The organism is Halorhodospira neutriphila, assembly GCF_016584055.1.
In the GTDB taxonomy this organism is placed as follows: domain Bacteria; phylum Pseudomonadota; class Gammaproteobacteria; order Nitrococcales; family Halorhodospiraceae; genus Halorhodospira; species Halorhodospira neutriphila.
Genome location: NZ_NRSH01000054.1, coordinates 1 through 14,252, shown reverse-complemented (window position 1 = coordinate 14,252; position 14,252 = coordinate 1). Strand labels below are relative to the sequence as shown.

General features: G+C 71.9%; 15 protein-coding genes. 5 read left to right on the top strand and 10 right to left on the bottom strand.

Annotated elements, in window-relative coordinates:
* Both rsxB and rsxA read right to left on the bottom strand, forming a co-directional pair.
* The coding region (gene rsxB / locus CKO13_RS06280; RefSeq protein WP_200257987.1) for an electron transport complex subunit RsxB at positions 1–519 on the bottom strand (519 nt) is incomplete at its 3' end.
* Complete coding sequence (gene rsxA, locus CKO13_RS06275; RefSeq protein ID WP_200257985.1) at positions 513–1,142, bottom strand: electron transport complex subunit RsxA; 630 nt, start codon at positions 1,140–1,142, stop codon at positions 513–515. The genes rsxA and rsxB, both read right to left, overlap by 7 nt.
* Positions 1,143–1,301: 159 nt before the next feature.
* Between rsxA and CKO13_RS06270 the strand changes: the two genes are divergently transcribed.
* Positions 1,302–2,549, top strand: a complete 1,248-nt coding sequence (locus CKO13_RS06270; RefSeq protein WP_200257983.1) for a S1C family serine protease — start codon at positions 1,302–1,304, stop codon at positions 2,547–2,549.
* A 142-nt stretch (positions 2,550–2,691) separates the two neighbouring features.
* Here CKO13_RS06270 and metG read toward each other — a convergent pair whose 3' ends face one another.
* Positions 2,692–4,737: a methionine--tRNA ligase gene (metG, locus tag CKO13_RS06265; RefSeq protein WP_200257981.1), complete on the bottom strand. Its 2,046-nt coding sequence runs from the start codon at positions 4,735–4,737 to the stop codon at positions 2,692–2,694.
* A gap of 158 nt (positions 4,738–4,895) precedes the next feature.
* Between metG and CKO13_RS06260 the strand changes: the two genes are divergently transcribed.
* The 3 genes from CKO13_RS06260 to mgtE all read left to right on the top strand — a co-directional run bounded on the left by CKO13_RS06260 (position 4,896) and on the right by mgtE (position 8,055).
* Positions 4,896–5,624: a hypothetical protein gene (locus CKO13_RS06260; RefSeq protein ID WP_200257979.1), complete on the top strand. Its 729-nt coding sequence runs from the start codon at positions 4,896–4,898 to the stop codon at positions 5,622–5,624.
* Positions 5,625–6,008: 384 nt separating this feature from the next.
* Positions 6,009–6,671: a CBS domain-containing protein gene (locus tag CKO13_RS06255; RefSeq protein ID WP_200257978.1), complete on the top strand. Its 663-nt coding sequence runs from the start codon at positions 6,009–6,011 to the stop codon at positions 6,669–6,671.
* A 34-nt stretch (positions 6,672–6,705) separates the two neighbouring features.
* On the top strand, positions 6,706–8,055 hold the full coding sequence (gene mgtE / locus CKO13_RS06250; RefSeq protein ID WP_200257977.1) for a magnesium transporter: 1,350 nt from the start codon (positions 6,706–6,708) through the stop codon (positions 8,053–8,055).
* A gap of 3 nt (positions 8,056–8,058) precedes the next feature.
* Here mgtE and mnhG read toward each other — a convergent pair whose 3' ends face one another.
* Genes mnhG through CKO13_RS06215 form a run of 7 tightly spaced genes read right to left on the bottom strand, consistent with a single transcriptional unit; the run spans position 8,059 to position 13,789 of the window.
* On the bottom strand, positions 8,059–8,445 hold the full coding sequence (mnhG, locus tag CKO13_RS06245) for a monovalent cation/H(+) antiporter subunit G (RefSeq protein ID WP_200257971.1): 387 nt from the start codon (positions 8,443–8,445) through the stop codon (positions 8,059–8,061).
* Entirely contained in the window at positions 8,438–8,710 is a 273-nt protein-coding gene (locus tag CKO13_RS06240; RefSeq protein WP_200257969.1) for an MrpF/PhaF family protein, read from the bottom strand. Before CKO13_RS06240 ends, mnhG begins: the two co-directional genes overlap by 8 nt.
* A complete protein-coding gene (locus tag CKO13_RS06235) occupies positions 8,707–9,183 on the bottom strand; it encodes a Na+/H+ antiporter subunit E (RefSeq protein WP_200257967.1) in 477 nt (158 codons plus the stop codon). The genes CKO13_RS06240 and CKO13_RS06235 overlap by 4 nt, the downstream gene beginning before the upstream one ends.
* A complete protein-coding gene (locus tag CKO13_RS06230) occupies positions 9,180–10,694 on the bottom strand; it encodes a Na+/H+ antiporter subunit D (RefSeq protein WP_200257965.1) in 1,515 nt (504 codons plus the stop codon). The genes CKO13_RS06235 and CKO13_RS06230 overlap by 4 nt, the downstream gene beginning before the upstream one ends.
* Positions 10,691–11,038: a Na+/H+ antiporter subunit C gene (locus CKO13_RS06225; protein WP_200257958.1), complete on the bottom strand. Its 348-nt coding sequence runs from the start codon at positions 11,036–11,038 to the stop codon at positions 10,691–10,693. The genes CKO13_RS06230 and CKO13_RS06225 overlap by 4 nt, the downstream gene beginning before the upstream one ends.
* A 4-nt stretch (positions 11,039–11,042) precedes the next feature.
* Complete coding sequence (locus CKO13_RS06220; protein ID WP_200257989.1) at positions 11,043–11,468, bottom strand: Na+/H+ antiporter subunit B; 426 nt, start codon at positions 11,466–11,468, stop codon at positions 11,043–11,045.
* Positions 11,468–13,789 (bottom strand): putative monovalent cation/H+ antiporter subunit A, encoded by a 2,322-nt coding sequence (locus tag CKO13_RS06215; protein WP_200257956.1) that lies wholly within the window; start codon positions 13,787–13,789, stop codon positions 11,468–11,470. The genes CKO13_RS06220 and CKO13_RS06215 overlap by 1 nt, the downstream gene beginning before the upstream one ends.
* A 153-nt stretch (positions 13,790–13,942) precedes the next feature.
* Here CKO13_RS06215 and CKO13_RS06210 point away from each other — a divergent pair.
* The coding region (locus CKO13_RS06210; RefSeq protein ID WP_200257954.1) for a hypothetical protein at positions 13,943–14,252 on the top strand (310 nt) is incomplete at its 3' end.

Below are 14,252 nucleotides of genomic sequence, written 5' to 3'. Positions count from 1 at the left end.
GGTCGGCAGGGGCCGGACGCGCTCCTGGGGCGGCGGCTCCACCGGCTGCATCTCGATGCAGTCCATCGGGCAGGCGTCGAGGCAGAGCCGGCAGCCGGTGCACTCCTCGGCGATGACCGTATGGACGTGGCGCTGGGCGCCGACGATGGCGTCCACCGGGCAGGCCGGCAGGCAGCGGGCGCAGCCGATGCAGCGGTCCTCGTCGATGACGGCGACAGCGGGGCCGGCGTCGTCCTCGGCCACCGGCTCCGGGTCGACCTGGAGCAGCTCGGCGATGGCGTGCATCGTGGCGTTGCCGCCGGGGGTGCAGAGGTTGATGGGGGCCTCGCCCCGGGCGACGGCCTCGGCGTAGGGCCGGCAGCCGGGGTAGCCGCACTGGCCGCACTGGGTCTGCGGGAGCAGGGCGTCGATGCGCTCGGCGATCGGGTCCTGCTGGCCGGCCAGTCGGCGCCCGGCCACGCCGAGCCCGACGCCGCACAGCCCGGCGAGGGCGGTGATGGTGATAACCGCGTTCAGCATGACGTCAAGGGTACCATGGCGGATTGCGAGGTCGCGGCGGGACCGCCGGCGTGGGCGAGGCCGGCGAAGCCCATGAAGCCCATGGCCAGGATCCCGGCGCTCATCAGCGCGATCGGGGCGCCGCGGAACGGCTGGGGGATGTCGGCGCTATCGAGCCGCTCGCGCAGGGCGGCGAAGATCACCAGCACGAGGCCGAAGCCGGCGGCGGCGGAGGCGCCGTAGACCGCCGAGGCGAGCAGGTCGTGCCCCTCGCGCAGGTTGAGCAGGGCGACGCCGAGCACCGCGCAGTTGGTGGTGATCAGCGGCAGGTAGAGCCCAAGGACCTGCTGGAGCAGGGGACTGGTGAAGCGCACCGTCATCTCGGTCAGCTGCACGGCGACGGCGATGATCAGGATGAACACCGGGGTGCGCAGGTACTCGGCCTCGAGGGGGATGAGCAGGTACGCGAAGGCGAGGTGGGTGAGGATCGAGGCCAGGGTCAGGACGAAGGCCGTGGCCAGGGCCATGCCCACGGCCGTCTCGACCTTGCGCGAGACGCCCATGAAGGGGCAGAGGCCAAGGAATTGGGTGAGGACGAAGTTGTTGACCAGCACGGCCGCTACGGCCAGCAAGAGGAGGTCCATCGCCGCTCCCGTCGGTAATCTCTGAGCGTGGGCCTGGGGCCATTCGCCTTAGCGCGCCGGCCGCGGTGGCGGTTGCCCGTACGCGGCGCGGGCCTGAAACTTGTGCCATAGATTCCCTGTCCACCTCAGTGCTGGTCAACGTACAGATAGGGAGAGATTATGGCTTGGATTCACGGCACGGTCCGTCGGCTCGCCGCCGGTGCCCTGGCGCTGGCCGTGGGGGCCGCCGGCCTCACCGGGGCGGCCGGCGCCAAGGAGCTCGAGGAGCTCCAGGCGGCCGAGCGCAACACCGTCGAGATCTTCCAGCGCTACGGCCCCTCGGTGGTCGCCATCGAGGTCACGGTGCGCGGCAAGCGGGTCGACCCCTTCGAGGGCATCCCCAAGGACATGATCCCGCCGCGCTTCCGCGAGTTCTTCGAGTCCCCCCACGGCATGGAGCGGCCGAAGCAGCAGGGGGCGGGCAGCGGCTTCGTCATCGACGGCGAGGGCCACATCGTCACCAACTACCACGTGGTCCGCTCGGCGCTGCAGGACGGCTCCGCCGAGCTGCGCGAGGGGGCGACGGTGGAGCTGAGCTTCCCCGGCCACGAGGCGGTCCCGGCGCGGGTCGTCGGCGCCAACGCCCTCTACGACCTGGCCCTGCTTGAGCCCCGGGACGAGGGCGCCCTGCCGCGGGGGATCGAGCCCCTGGAGCTGGCCGACTCCGACGAGACCCTCGTCGGCCAGAAGGCCATCGCCATCGGCAACCCCTTCGGCCTGAGCTCCACGGTCACCGCGGGGATCGTCTCCGCCCTCGGCCGCGAGGTCCCCGGCGTCGGCCAGCTCGAGATCCCCATGATCCAGACCGACGCGGCCATCAACCCCGGCAACTCCGGCGGCCCCCTGCTCAACTCCGCCGGCGAGGTCATCGGCATCAATACGGCGATCCTGCCCGGCGGCGGCGGGCTCGGCGGGACCCGCGGCTCCATCGGCGTGGGCTTCGCCGTGCCGAGCAACCTCCTCCAGGAGAGCCTCGATGAGCTCAAGGCGGGCGGGCTGACCGACATCACCTCGCGGGCCCGGCTCGGCGTCATGGTCACCGGCCTCGAGGGCTACCCGGAGGTCATCCGCCGCCGGCTCAACCTCCCCGAGCGCGGCGTCATGATCGTCGATGTGGAGCCGGGCAGCCCGGCGGAGGAGGCCGGCCTCGAGGGGGCGAGCTTCGAGGTCAATGTCCAGGGCCGGGCGATGCCCGCCGACGGCGACGTGATCCTCGCCGTCGACGGCGAGCCGGTCGAGGAGCCGCAGCAGCTCCAGCAGCGGATCTTCGCCCACGGCGCCGGCGAGACCGTGACCCTCACCGTCAGCCGGGAGGGCGAGCGCCGGGAGGTGGTAGTCGAGCTGCAGGAGGTCCCGCGCGGCGAGTAGCCGGCCCCGGCGCCGGCCTTGCGGCTGTGCGGTGAGCGCCCCGGGCGCGGCGGCGTCCGGGGCGCTCACCGCTGCCGGGGTGGGCTCCCGCGGGCCCCGCGGCAAGGGGGAGGCGGCCCGCGTGCGGCGCCCTGGGCCGCCCCTAGCGGATCCGCATCCCGGGCTCGGCCCCGTCGTCGGGGCTGAGCAGCCAGAGCGCCTCGCCGCCGGAGCCCGTGGCGAGGACCATCCCCTCCGAGACGCCGAAGCGCATCTTGCGCGGCTTGAGGTTGGCCAGGCAGGCCACCCGCCGGCCGATCAGCGCCTCGGGGGCGTAGGCCTGGCGGATGCCGGCGAAGACCTGGCGCGTCTCGCCGCCGAGATCGAGCTCGAGGCGCAGGAGCTTGTCGGCGCCCTCGACCGTCTCGGCGTGGCGGATCTCGGCGACGCGCAGGTCGAGCTTGGCGAAGTCGTCGATGGCGATCTGCGGGTCGATGGGGTCCTCGGCCAGGCGGCCGCCGGTCTGCTCGGGCATGGGGTGCTCTCCCTGGGTGTCGCCGCCGAGGGTCTCCTTGGAGGCCTCCACGACGGCCTCGACCTGCTGGGGGTCGATGCGCGTCTTCAGCGGCTTGAAGCGGTGGATGGGGTGGTCGAGCAGCGGCGCCTGGGCGTCGCCCCACTCCTGGTCCGGGATGTTGAGGAAGGCCTCGGCGTCGGCGGCGAGCTGCGGCATGATCGGCTTGATGTAGACGATCAGCACGCGGAAGAGGTTGAGCCCGACGGTGCAGATCTCCTGGACCGCGGCGGCGCGCTCCGGGTCCTTGGCCAGCTCCCACGGCTTCTCGGCGTCGATGTACTGGTTCGCCCGGTCGGCGAGGTCCATGAGCTCGCGCACGGCGCGGGCGTAGTCGCGGCCCTCGTAGAGCTCGGCGATGCGCTCGGACTGCGCGGTGAACTCGCGGAAGAGCTCGGGCGCCGAGAGCCGCGGGGCGAGGCGCCCCTCGAAGCGCTTGGTGATGAACCCGGCGCAGCGGCTGGCGATGTTGACCAGCTTGCCGACCACGTCGGCGTTGACGCGCTGGACGAAGTCGTCGAAGGAGAGGTCGATGTCCTCGACGCCGGGGCCGAGCTTGGCGGCGATGTAGTAGCGCAGCGACTCGGCGTCGAGGTGCTCGAGGTAGGTCCGCGCGGTGATGAAGGTCCCGCGCGACTTCGACATCTTCTGGCCGTTGACCGTCATGAAGCCGTGGCAGAAGACGGCGTCCGGCGTCCGGAAGCCGGCGCCGTGGAGCATGGCCGGCCAGAAGAGGGTGTGGAAGTAGGCGATGTCCTTGCCGATGAAGTGGTAGAGCTCGCTCTGCCCGGCGGCCTCGGCCCCCCAGAAGGCGTCGAACTCGAGCCCGCGCTCGTCGGCGAGCCGGCGGAAGCTCGCCATGTAGCCGATGGGCGCGTCGAGCCAGACGTAGAAGTACTTCGCCTCGGTACCGGGGATGCGGAAGCCGAAGTAGGGCGCATCCCGCGAGATGTCCCAGTCGCGCAGCCCGGCCTCGAACCACTCGTCGAGCTTGTTGGCCACCTCCGGCTGCAGGTGGCCGCCGTGGGCCCAGTCGCGGAGCATCGCCTCGAAGTCGCGCAGCCGGAAGAAGTAGTGCTCGCTCTGCCGGGTCACCGGGCGCTCGCCGGAGATCACCGAGACCGGGCCGACGAGCTCCGCCGGCGTGTAGGTGGCGCTGCACGCCTCGCAGGAGTCGCCGTACTGCTCGGCGGCCCCGCAGCGCGGGCAGGTCCCCTTGATGTAGCGGTCCGGCAGGAAGATCCCCTCGCTGGGGTCGTAGAGCTGCTCGATGGTGTGGCGCTCGATGTAGCCGCCGTCCTCGAGCCGCCGGTAGATCAGCTCGGCGTAGTGCTGGTTCTCCGCCGAGTGGGTGGAGTGGTAGCAGTCGAAGCCGATGAGGAAGTCCGCGAAGTCCTGCCGGTGGTGCTCGGCCATCCGCTCGATGAGCTGCTCCGGCTCCACCCCCTGCTCGCGGGCCTTGAGCATGATCGGGGTGCCGTGGGCGTCGTCGGCGCAGACGTAGTAGCATTCGTTGCCGCGCAGCCGCTGGAAGCGGGCCCAGATGTCGGTCTGGATGTACTCCACCAGGTGGCCGAGGTGGATCGGGCCGTTGGCGTAGGGGAGAGCGCTGGTAACGAGGATGCGGCGTGCCATAACTGCGTCCATACGGTCAGCGAAGCAGGGAAGGCGCGCATTATGCCAGATCCCGCCCCCGCCTTGCTGTGGCCCGTACGGGCTGCAGCGTGCATCATGCGTGGGTTGGCGCCCGCCGCCGCGGCGGCGGGCGAGAGCGGATCACGAGAGGAGGCGACATGCAGGGGATTCGGGCGTGCATCAAGGCGGCGGCGGGGCTCGCCGCAGCGGCGGCAGCCACGGCGGCCCCGGCCGGGAGCCCGCTGCCGGGCACGGCCTACACGGTCACCGGGGCGGCGCTCGCCGACCGGCGCGGCGGCGAGGTTGAGTTTTGGCACCAGGAGGTCAGCGCCGCCGGCGCCCCCGACACGGTGGGCAGCTACGGCGCCCTGACGGCGCGCGGCACCGGCGACTGGCAGCTTACTGCCGGTCTCGGCACCCAGGGCGAGGAGGGCCGGGACGCCAACGCCTTCGCGACCCTCGAGGCGCTGTGGCTCTGGCGCGAGCCGCGCCGGGACGGCTACGGCCTCGGCCTGGCGGCGGGGGCCGACTACCGTATCAGCGACCACGAGGCCCGCGACCACTACCTGCTCGTCCCCGCCACCGTGGAGTGGGGCCAGCGCACCACGCTCCACGCCAACCTGGGCGGCCTCTACAACGAGCCGCGCGGCGAGACCGACGGCCTCTGGGGGCTCGGCCTGGACTGGCGCCTGACCGAGCACTGGGACGTGGTGCTCGAGGCCACCGGCGACACCCGCAGCGGGACCGACGACCGCGGCGTCCTCGGGGTGCGGCGGAGCATGCTCGACGACCTGGTGCAGCTCGATCTCGCCTACGGCCGGGACTTCGGCGCCAGCGCCGACGACGAGCTCTACCTCGGGCTGAGCGTCAGCGCCCTGCGCTTCTAGCCGCGGTGCTGCAACGCAAAAATTGACACGCCGTTGATCGGCGGGTACTTTTAAGAATGACTGAGGCAATGACCGAGCGCCGTCAGCCTCGCCGAGAGACCGCTTACCCAAGCCGAATGGATAGCCCAGTGCCGAGTAGCAACGCCGCGACGGCGGCCGCCTGCGGAGCGCCGTCGCGGCCCGGAAGCGCCCCGGCGGGCGGCTCGGCCCGGCCCTGATCCTGGTGCCGGTCCTGCCTGGCCCCCGGGGAGCGCCCGGAGCGTGGCTAGGCAGGATCGGGAAGCGCCCCGCGAGCGCTCCCTCCCTCTTGCCTATTGGTTGGCGCCGCAGCAGACGCCGCGGCACCGGCAGCTCATGGGCCCCGAGCCCGAGGGAGGAGTCGAGATGGCCGATACCGTCCGCACCAGCGCCGAGCACCCCGAGGCCTTCACCGCCGCGGATCCCGCCGCCCAGGCGCGCCAGCTCGCCGAGCTGCCGGTCCTCGAGGCCGCGCGCCAGGCCCGCCGGGCCCCGCTCCACGAGCTGGCCCGGGCGGTGCGCCACCTCGATCGCGCCACCTTCCGCGACCTCGAGCGCCGCCTGCCCGGTGAGCGCCGGCGCGCCCTGCGCCACCTGCTGAGCCTGCCCCCCGGCTGCGTCGGCGCCACCCAGCGCGACGACTACACCCCCGTCAACGACGGCGTGCCGGCCGAGGCCGCCCTGCGGGCCCTGGAGGGGCAGAGCGGTGCCGATCCCAGCGTGGCCTACGTCGTCCACGGCGACGGGCGTTACTGCGGCGTGGTGGCGCCCGGGCAGCTGCTCGGGCAGGGTAGGACGCCCGTGGGGCGGCTGGTCACGCCGCGGGCGGCGCTCAGCGAGCTCGACGACCGGCACCGGGCCCTGCGCTGCATGGACCGGGCGCGCCTCGACGAGCTGCCGGTGGTCGATACCACCGAGCGCCTGGTGGGGGTGGCCCGCCGCGCGGATCTCGCCCCGCAGCGGCGCTCCTGGGCCCAGATGCTGCCCCGGCTGGGCGGGCGGGGCGCAGGCGCCGAGCGGCGGCGGTGAGCGCGGGCCGTGAGTACCGGTAGAGGAGAGGGCTATGGAGTATGAGGAGCTGCTCGACGAGCTCCGGCCGCTGCTCGATGGGCGGCGCTGGCGCGCGGTCCGCGCCCGCATCGAGGAGCTGCCGGTCCAGGATATCGCCGAGCTGACCCTGCGCCTCGAGAAGTCGCGCCGGATCCTCCTGTTCAAGCTGCTGCCCCGCCCCCGGGCCTCGGAGGTCTTCGCCTACCTCTCGGCGGACAACCAGGACGCCCTGCTCCAGGACATGACCGACCACGAGACCCGGGAGCTCGTCGCCGCGCTGTCCCCCGACGACCGGACCGCCCTGTTCCAGGAGCTGCCGGCGGAGGCGACCCAGCGCCTGCTCGAGCTCCTCCCCCCGGGGGCGCAGCGCGAGGCCCGGGAGCTGCTCGGCTACCCGGCCGAGAGCGTCGGGCGCCTGATGACGCCGGACTACATCGCCGTCGCCGCCGACTGGACCGTCGCCCGCAGCCTGGAGCACATCCGCAGCCAGCGCGAGAAGGCCGAGACGGTCAACGTCATCTACGTCACCGACCACGAGGGCCGGCTCCTCGACGCCCTGACCATCCGCCGGTTCATCGTCGCCGACCCGCAGACGGTGGTGGAGGCGCTGATGGACTACCACTTCATCAGCATCTCCGCCTTCGAGGACCGCGAGCGGGCGGTGGAGACGGTCCAGCGCTACGACCTGACGGCCCTGCCGGTGGTGGATACCGAGGGGATCCTGCTCGGCACGGTGACCCCCGACGACGTCATGGACGTCGCCGAGGCCGAGGCCACGGAGGACTTCCAGAAGGTCGGCGCCGTCGGCGTCCTGAACTTCAGCATGCGCGAGGCGAGCCCGCGGCTGCTCTACCAGCGCCGGGTCGGCTGGCTGGTCCTGCTGGTCGCCCTGAACACCGTCGGCGGCAGCATCATCGCCTCCTTCGAGCAGACCATCGACTCGGCGGTGGTCCTCGTCACCTTCCTGCCGCTGGTCATCGGCACCGGCGGCAACGCCGGCACCCAGTCGGCGACCCTGATGGTCCGCGCCCTGGCCACCGGCGACGTCCGGGCCCGCGACTGGCTGCGCCTGTGGAGCAAGGAGGCCGGCGTCGCCGTCGCCCTCGGGCTCACCGTCGGCGCCGCCGTCTGGCTGCTCGGCTTCTACCGCAGCGGCGCGGAGATCGCCTGGGTCGTGGCGCTGGCCATGCTGGCGGTGGTCTTCATGGGCAGCATGCTCGGCATGCTCCTGCCCTTCGGCCTGGAGCGGCTCAACCTCGACCCGGCGACGGCCAGCGCCCCCCTGGTGACCTCCATCGCCGACGTCGGCGGGATCCCGATCTACCTCTCCATCGCCGCGGCGCTCCTCCACAACCCCCTGTGAGCCCTACTCCTCGTCGCGCTCCTCGAGCCCGCTGTAGAGGACGTGGCTCTCCGGGTCGTAGTGCTCGCGCAGCTCGTCCTTGACCGTCCCCTGCCACAGCGAGACGCAGGCGAAGTAGCTCGCCCGGCCGATGACGTGGGCCGCCACGGGGGCGGTGAGCACGATGAAGAGGATGATCGCCACGGCCCGGGCGGTGACCGCGGCGTCGGCGAAGTGGACGGCCACCGCGGCGATGGTCAGGGCCGCGCCGAGGGTGCCGGCCTTGGTGGTGGCGTGCATGCGGGTGAGCAGGTCGGGCAGGCGCACGATGCCGATGGCGGCGATGAGCATCAGGCCGCCGCCGAGCAGCAGCAGCGTGGCGGTGATCAGCTCCTGGAGGGGGTCAGTCATCGCGGTGCCCTCCCTTCTCGATGTAGCGGGCGAAGCCGACGGAGGCCATGAAGGCGAGCAGCGCCATGACGATGGCGACGTCGAGGAACTCCTCGACGTCCGTGTGGATGGCGTAGACGGCGATGAAGCCGACGACGAGCGAGGAGATCAGCTCCAGGGCGACGACCCGGTTGGGCAGCCGCGGGCCCCGGGCGAGGCGGAAGAAGGCCAGCACGAGGCCGATGCAGAGCATCGCGAGGACGAGGACGATAGCGATCTCGATCATGGGCGCATCACCTTCAGAACGCGGCGCTCGAGCTCCTTGATCTCCTCGTGGAACGCCGCCTCGTCCTCGATGTACATGGCGTGGATGTAGAGCACCCGCCGGTCGCTGGAGACGTCCAGGGAGAGGGTGCCCGGCGTGAGGCTGATGAGGTTGGCGAGGACGGTGATCTCGCCGTCGCTGCAGGCCTCGAGGGGCACGCCCACCACGCCCGGGTGGATGTCGCAGCGGGGCGTGACGACGTCGTAGGCGATCCGGGCGTTGGCCTTGGCCATCTCCCAGATGTAGAAGAGGACGAAGCCGATAAAGCGCGGCACCCGCTGGGCGTAGCCGTGCAGCCCGGGGAGCTGGGACTGGACGAGGGCCAGGGCGGCGTAGCCGAGGAGGAACCCGAACAGGGCGTTGAGCAGGGTCAGGTTCGCGGTGAGCACCACCCAGACCGTTGCGAGGACGATGTTCCAGGCGAACGGGATCACGGCCGGGCCTCCCCTAGGACAGCGTCGATGTAGGCCTGCGGGTCGAGGAGCTGCCCGGCGGCCGCCTCGGCGAGGCCGAAGAACGGCTGCGCGTAGACCCCGACGAGCAGGATCAGCCCGGCGAGGACGGCGACTGGCAGGTACATCAGCCACAGGCCGGGGTCGCGCCGCTCGCCGCGGAGGACGCCGGTGTCGGTGGCGTGCGCCGGGAGCTCGCGCCAGAAGGCCTGCTGCCAGATGCGGATGATGGAGTAGAGGGTCAGCAGGCCGGTGAGCAGGGCGACGAAGGTGATCCCCCAGGAGGCCTCCTCGATCGCCCCCCGGACGACCGCGAGCTTGGCGATGAAGCCCGACAGCGGCGGCAGGCCGGCGAGCGACAGCGCCGGGATCAGGAAGAGGACGCCGAGCAGCGGGCGGTAGCGGTAGAGCCCGCCGAGGGCCTCGAGCCGGTAGCTGCCGAGCAGCCGGAAGGCGATGCCGGCGACGAGGAAGAGGGTGATCTTCACCACGATGTCCTGGCCGATGTAGAGCATGCCGCCGGCGAGGGCCAGGGGCGTGAACAGCGCCAGCCCCATGAGCATGTAGCCGATGGAGCTGATGATCTGGAAGGAGACGATCCGCCGGATCTCGGTCTGCGCCAGGGCGCCGAGCACGCCGGTGAGCATGGTCAGCCCCGCCGCCCAGAGGAGGATCTCGTGGGTGTAGCCGACGTCGTGGGTGAAGATCAGGGTGAAGACCCGGTAGAGCGAGTAGACGCCGACCTTGCTCAGCAGCCCGGCGAACAGCGCCGAGACCGCCACCGGTGGCGTGTGGTAGCTCGCCGGCAGCCAGAAGAACAGCGGGAAGGCGCCGGCCTTGATGCCGAAGGCGACCATGTACATCGCCGCCAGCACGCTGAGCAGCCCGGGCTGGTCCGCCGCGGCGACCTTGGCGGCGAGGTCGGCCATGTTCAGCGTGCCGAACAGCCCGTAGGTGATCCCCAGCGCCGAGAGGAAGATCATCGACGAGAGGAGGTTGAGGGCGACGTACTTGATCGCCCCCTCCATCTGCGCCCGCTCGCCGCCGAGGGTGAGCAGGGCGAAGGAGGCGACGAGCATCACCTCGAACCAGACGTAGAGGTTGAAGATGTCGCCGGTGAGGAAGGCGCCCGTGACGCCGGCGAGCAGCAGGTGGAGCAGCGGCCAGTGGCCGTACTGCTCGTGGCCGCGCGGGGTGGTGGCCAGCGAGTAGACCGCCGTGGCCAGCCCCAGCAGGCCGGTGAGCACCGCCATGCTCGCCCCGAGGAGGTCGGCGGCGAGGGTGATGCCGAAGGGCGCCTGCCAGTCGCCCATGTGCAGCACCACGACGCCCTCGCGGGCGACGCAGCGCAGCAGCCACAGCGCGGCGGCCAGCAGCGCGCCCGTGCCGAGGACGCCGAGCCAGCGCTGCAGCCGCAGGCGGCGGTGGGCGAGCAGCGACAGCGCCCCGAGCAGGAGCGGGAGCAGGATGGGGAGGGCGACCGCGAGGTTCACGTGTCCGTATCCTTCATCTGGTCCAGATCGTCGGCCTGTACCACCTGGTACGCCTTGCGGATGAGCACCAGGGCGAAGGCGAGCACGCCGAAGGAGATCACGATGGCCGTGAGGATCAGCGCCTGGGGCAGCGGGTCGGCGACCGCCCCGGCCGGCTGCTCGGCCCCCTCGGGGATGATCGGCGGCGCCCCGCGCGTCAGCCCCGAGGCCGTGAAGAAGAGCAGGTTCGCGGCGTTGGAGAGCAGCGTCAGGCCGATGATCAGCTTGACGATGGAGCGGCGCAGCATCATGTAGACGGCGGTGGCGAAGGTGATCCCCACCAGCACGGCCATTAACGGTTCCATCCGCTTACTCCTCCGCCTCCGCGAGGCTGATGACGATGGTCAGCATCGAGCCGATGACGGTCAGGTAGACGCCGATGTCGAAGAGCAGCGGCGAGCTGAGCTTGATCTCGCCGATCAGCGGCAGCGACGGGTGCCACCACTGCGCGGTGAAGACCGGATCGCCGTAGAGGAGCGCCGGCAGCGCCGAGAGCACCGCCAGGGTCAGGCCGGCGCCGGCGATCTCCCGCGGGTCGATGCGCAGCAGCGCCTGGGTCGCCGCGACGCCGAAGGCGAAGAGGTAGAGGATGAAGCCGGCCGAGGCGACCAGGCCGGCGATGAAGCCGCCGCCGGGCAGGTCGTGGCCGCGCAGCAGCATGAACACGGAGAACAGCAGCTGCAGCGGCAGCAGCAGCCGCGTCATGGTCGACAGGATCAGCGAGCCCGGCTGCATCATACGGCGCTCTCGTCCTCATCGGTGCGGTGGCCGGGGCCGCCCGGGTACTTGATCATGGCGTAGACCCCGATGGCCGCCAGGGCGACGACGAAGATCTCGCCGAGGGTGTCCAGCGCCCGGTAGTCGACGATGATGACGTTGACCACGTTGTGGCCGTGGGCCAGGGGGACGCTCTTCGCCAGGTGGTAGGCGGAGATCGGCTCGGCGAACTGGTAGTGGACGGCGATCAGCAGCAGCGCCGTCACCAGCACGCCGAGCAGCCCGGCGACGGCGCCGTCGCGCAGGCGCTGGCGCGGCGTCGAGAAGCTCATGAAGTCGGGGAGCTTGAACAGCACGAGCACCAGCAGGATGACGGTCAGCGTCTCGACGAGGATCTGGGTGATGCTCAGGTCCGGGGCGCTGAAGAGGATGAAGAACAGGGCCACGGCGAAGCCGACGACGCCGACGGAGGCCACGGCGCCGAGCCGCGAGCGCGTCGAGCAGGCGAACAGCGCCGCCGCCACCAGCAGCCCGGCGATGACCCACTCGTAGAAGCGCACGTCGAGCCCGCCGGCGAAGCCGCCCTCGTAGCGGGTGAGCAGGGTGTAGCCGACCAGCCCCACCAGGGTCAGGACCGTCGTCGTGATGTAGGAGCGCAGGTAGCCGTTCTGGAGGATGCGGGTCAGCCGCTCGGCGAGGCGCGTGGTGGCCGCCATCAGGCGCTCGTAGCCGGCCTCGGGGCCGCGGGCGTCGAGCGCCTCGAGGCGGTTCATGGCGCCGCGGACGCGCCCCCACTGGCTGTAGAGGAGCACGCCGGCGGCGACGGCGAGGGCCGACAGCGCCAGCGGCAGGTTGAGCCCGTGCCACAGCGCCAGGTGGGCGTGGACGGGCTCGCCGGCCAGCGAGGCGGCGGTCGCCGAGATCAGGCCCTCGCCCGGCAGCCCCGGCGCCAGGCCGAAGAGCAGGCTCAGGGCGCTGAGCAGCGCCGGGCCGGCGAGCATCCCCCAGGGCGCCTCGTGGGGGGTCTTGGGGGTCCGCGCTGGCGGCCCGAAGAAGGGGCGGACGGCGACGGCGCCGGCGGCGGCGACCACCAGCGCGCCGGTGGCCACGGCCATGGCGGTCAGCAGCGGCGCGAGGAAGGGGGCGTTGAGCACGGCGCCGAGCATCAGCTCCTTGCCGATGAAGCCGAACAGCGGCGGCAGGCCCGCCAGCGACAGCGCCGAGACCGCCGCGAGGACGGCGGTGATCGGCATCGCCCGGCGCAGCCCCCCCATCTCGAGGATGTCCTTGGTCCCGGCCTCGTGGTCGAGGGCGCCGGCGACCAGGAACAGCGCCCCCTTGTAGAGGGAGTGGCCGAGGAGGAAGGCGCCGAAGGCGATCATTGCCTTCTCGGTGCCGATGCCGGCGAGCATCGTCAGCGTCCCCAGGGCCATGACCGTGGAGTAGGCGAGCACCCACTTGATGCCGGTGCTGCGCACGGCCAGGTAGGCGCCGGTGAGCATCGTCACCCCGCCGAAGAGCGAGCAGAGGAGGATCCACGCCTCGGTGCCGCCGAGCGCCGGGTGCAGCCGGGCGAGGAGGTAGACGCCGGCCTTGACCATGGTCGCCGAGTGCAGGTAGGCGGAGACCGGCGTCGGCGCCGCCATGGCGTTGGGCAGCCAGAAGTGGAAGGGGACCTGCGCGGACTTGGTGAAGGCCCCGGCGAGCACGAGCAGCAGCAGCGGCAGGTAGTAGTCGTGGGCGCGGATCGCCTCGCCGTGCTGGAGCAGCTCGGTGAGGGTGTAGCTCCCGCCGACGGTGCCGAGCAGGAGGAAGCCGGCGAGCAGCGCCAGGCCGCCGCCGACGGTCACCACCAGCCCCTGCAGGGCCGCCCGGCGGGCGAAGGCCGCCTCGTGGTCGTAGCCGATCAGCAGGTAGGAGGTGATGCTCGTCAGCTCCCAGAAGATGAACAGGGCGATCAGGTTGTCCGAGAGGACGAGGCCGAGCATCGACGCCATGAAGGCGAGGATCAGCACGTAGAAGCGCGGCTGGCGCGCATCGCCGGCGAGGTAGTCGCTGGCGTAGAGCGTGACGAGGGCGCCGATGCCCGAGATCAGCAGGGCGAAGAGCAGCGCGAGCCCGTCGAGGTAGAAGGCGAGCTCGAGATCGAGCCCGGGGACCCACGGGTAGCTGACCCGGAAGGTCTCCCCCGCGGCGACCGCCGGCAGGAAGGTGGCGAAGTAGGCGGTCAGCCCCGCCGGGAGCAGGGCGAAGAGCCAGCCCGCACGCGCCCCGAGCCGCGGCTGGAGCCAGGGGACGAGCGCTGCCAGGCAGAAACCGGAGAGGACCGCGGCGAGCATGGGAGGCTAGTGTCTCCTAGACGGTCGCATGGGGCGGACAGTGGCGCAAGACCTTACCGAAGCCCACCGGGGATGACAAGGCAGCGCGGGCGAGGTGTTCTCCCCGGGCGCGGTTTCTGTGTATCGTCTCCCGGAGGATCGACGGGGGGCCATATGACCAACGAGATCGCCGGCGACAAGGTCGTCTACCTGGCGCGGGCCGAGAGCGGCCGGGCGCGGGCCGTGCCGGATCGCGTCGAGCGGCTGCGCGCCCGGGTGGAGTCGCGGCTGGTGGCGGTGCTCCGGGCGGGGCTGGAGCGGGCCCACGAGGCGCTCGCGCAGGTCGCCGCCCAGGAGGGCGAGGCCGCCGACGCCTGCCGGCGGGGGATGCAGGCGGTGCGGCTGCACCGCCACGACATGGAGCAGGCCCTGAGCGCGGGGGTCGAGTTCCGCTTCGCCGCCCTGACCGACCCGAGCGCCTCGT

Bases quoted from the DNA above. Each gene is read 5' to 3' on its own strand.
- CKO13_RS06270 (WP_200257983.1), top strand. From the start codon at position 1,302: ATGGCTTGGATTCACGGCACGGTCCGTCGGCTCGCCGCCGGTGCCCTG.
- metG (WP_200257981.1), bottom strand. From the start codon at position 4,737: ATGGCACGCCGCATCCTCGTTACCAGCGCTCTCCCCTACGCCAACGGC.
- CKO13_RS06240 (WP_200257969.1), bottom strand. From the start codon at position 8,710: ATGATCGAGATCGCTATCGTCCTCGTCCTCGCGATGCTCTGCATCGGC.
- CKO13_RS06260 (WP_200257979.1), top strand. From the start codon at position 4,896: ATGCAGGGGATTCGGGCGTGCATCAAGGCGGCGGCGGGGCTCGCCGCA.
- CKO13_RS06225 (WP_200257958.1), bottom strand. From the start codon at position 11,038: ATGGAACCGTTAATGGCCGTGCTGGTGGGGATCACCTTCGCCACCGCC.
- rsxA (WP_200257985.1), bottom strand. From the start codon at position 1,142: ATGGACCTCCTCTTGCTGGCCGTAGCGGCCGTGCTGGTCAACAACTTC.
- CKO13_RS06255 (WP_200257978.1), top strand. From the start codon at position 6,009: ATGGCCGATACCGTCCGCACCAGCGCCGAGCACCCCGAGGCCTTCACC.
- mnhG (WP_200257971.1), bottom strand. From the start codon at position 8,445: ATGACTGACCCCCTCCAGGAGCTGATCACCGCCACGCTGCTGCTGCTC.
- CKO13_RS06215 (WP_200257956.1), bottom strand. From the start codon at position 13,789: ATGCTCGCCGCGGTCCTCTCCGGTTTCTGCCTGGCAGCGCTCGTCCCC.
- CKO13_RS06220 (WP_200257989.1), bottom strand. From the start codon at position 11,468: ATGCAGCCGGGCTCGCTGATCCTGTCGACCATGACGCGGCTGCTGCTG.
- mgtE (WP_200257977.1), top strand. From the start codon at position 6,706: ATGGAGTATGAGGAGCTGCTCGACGAGCTCCGGCCGCTGCTCGATGGG.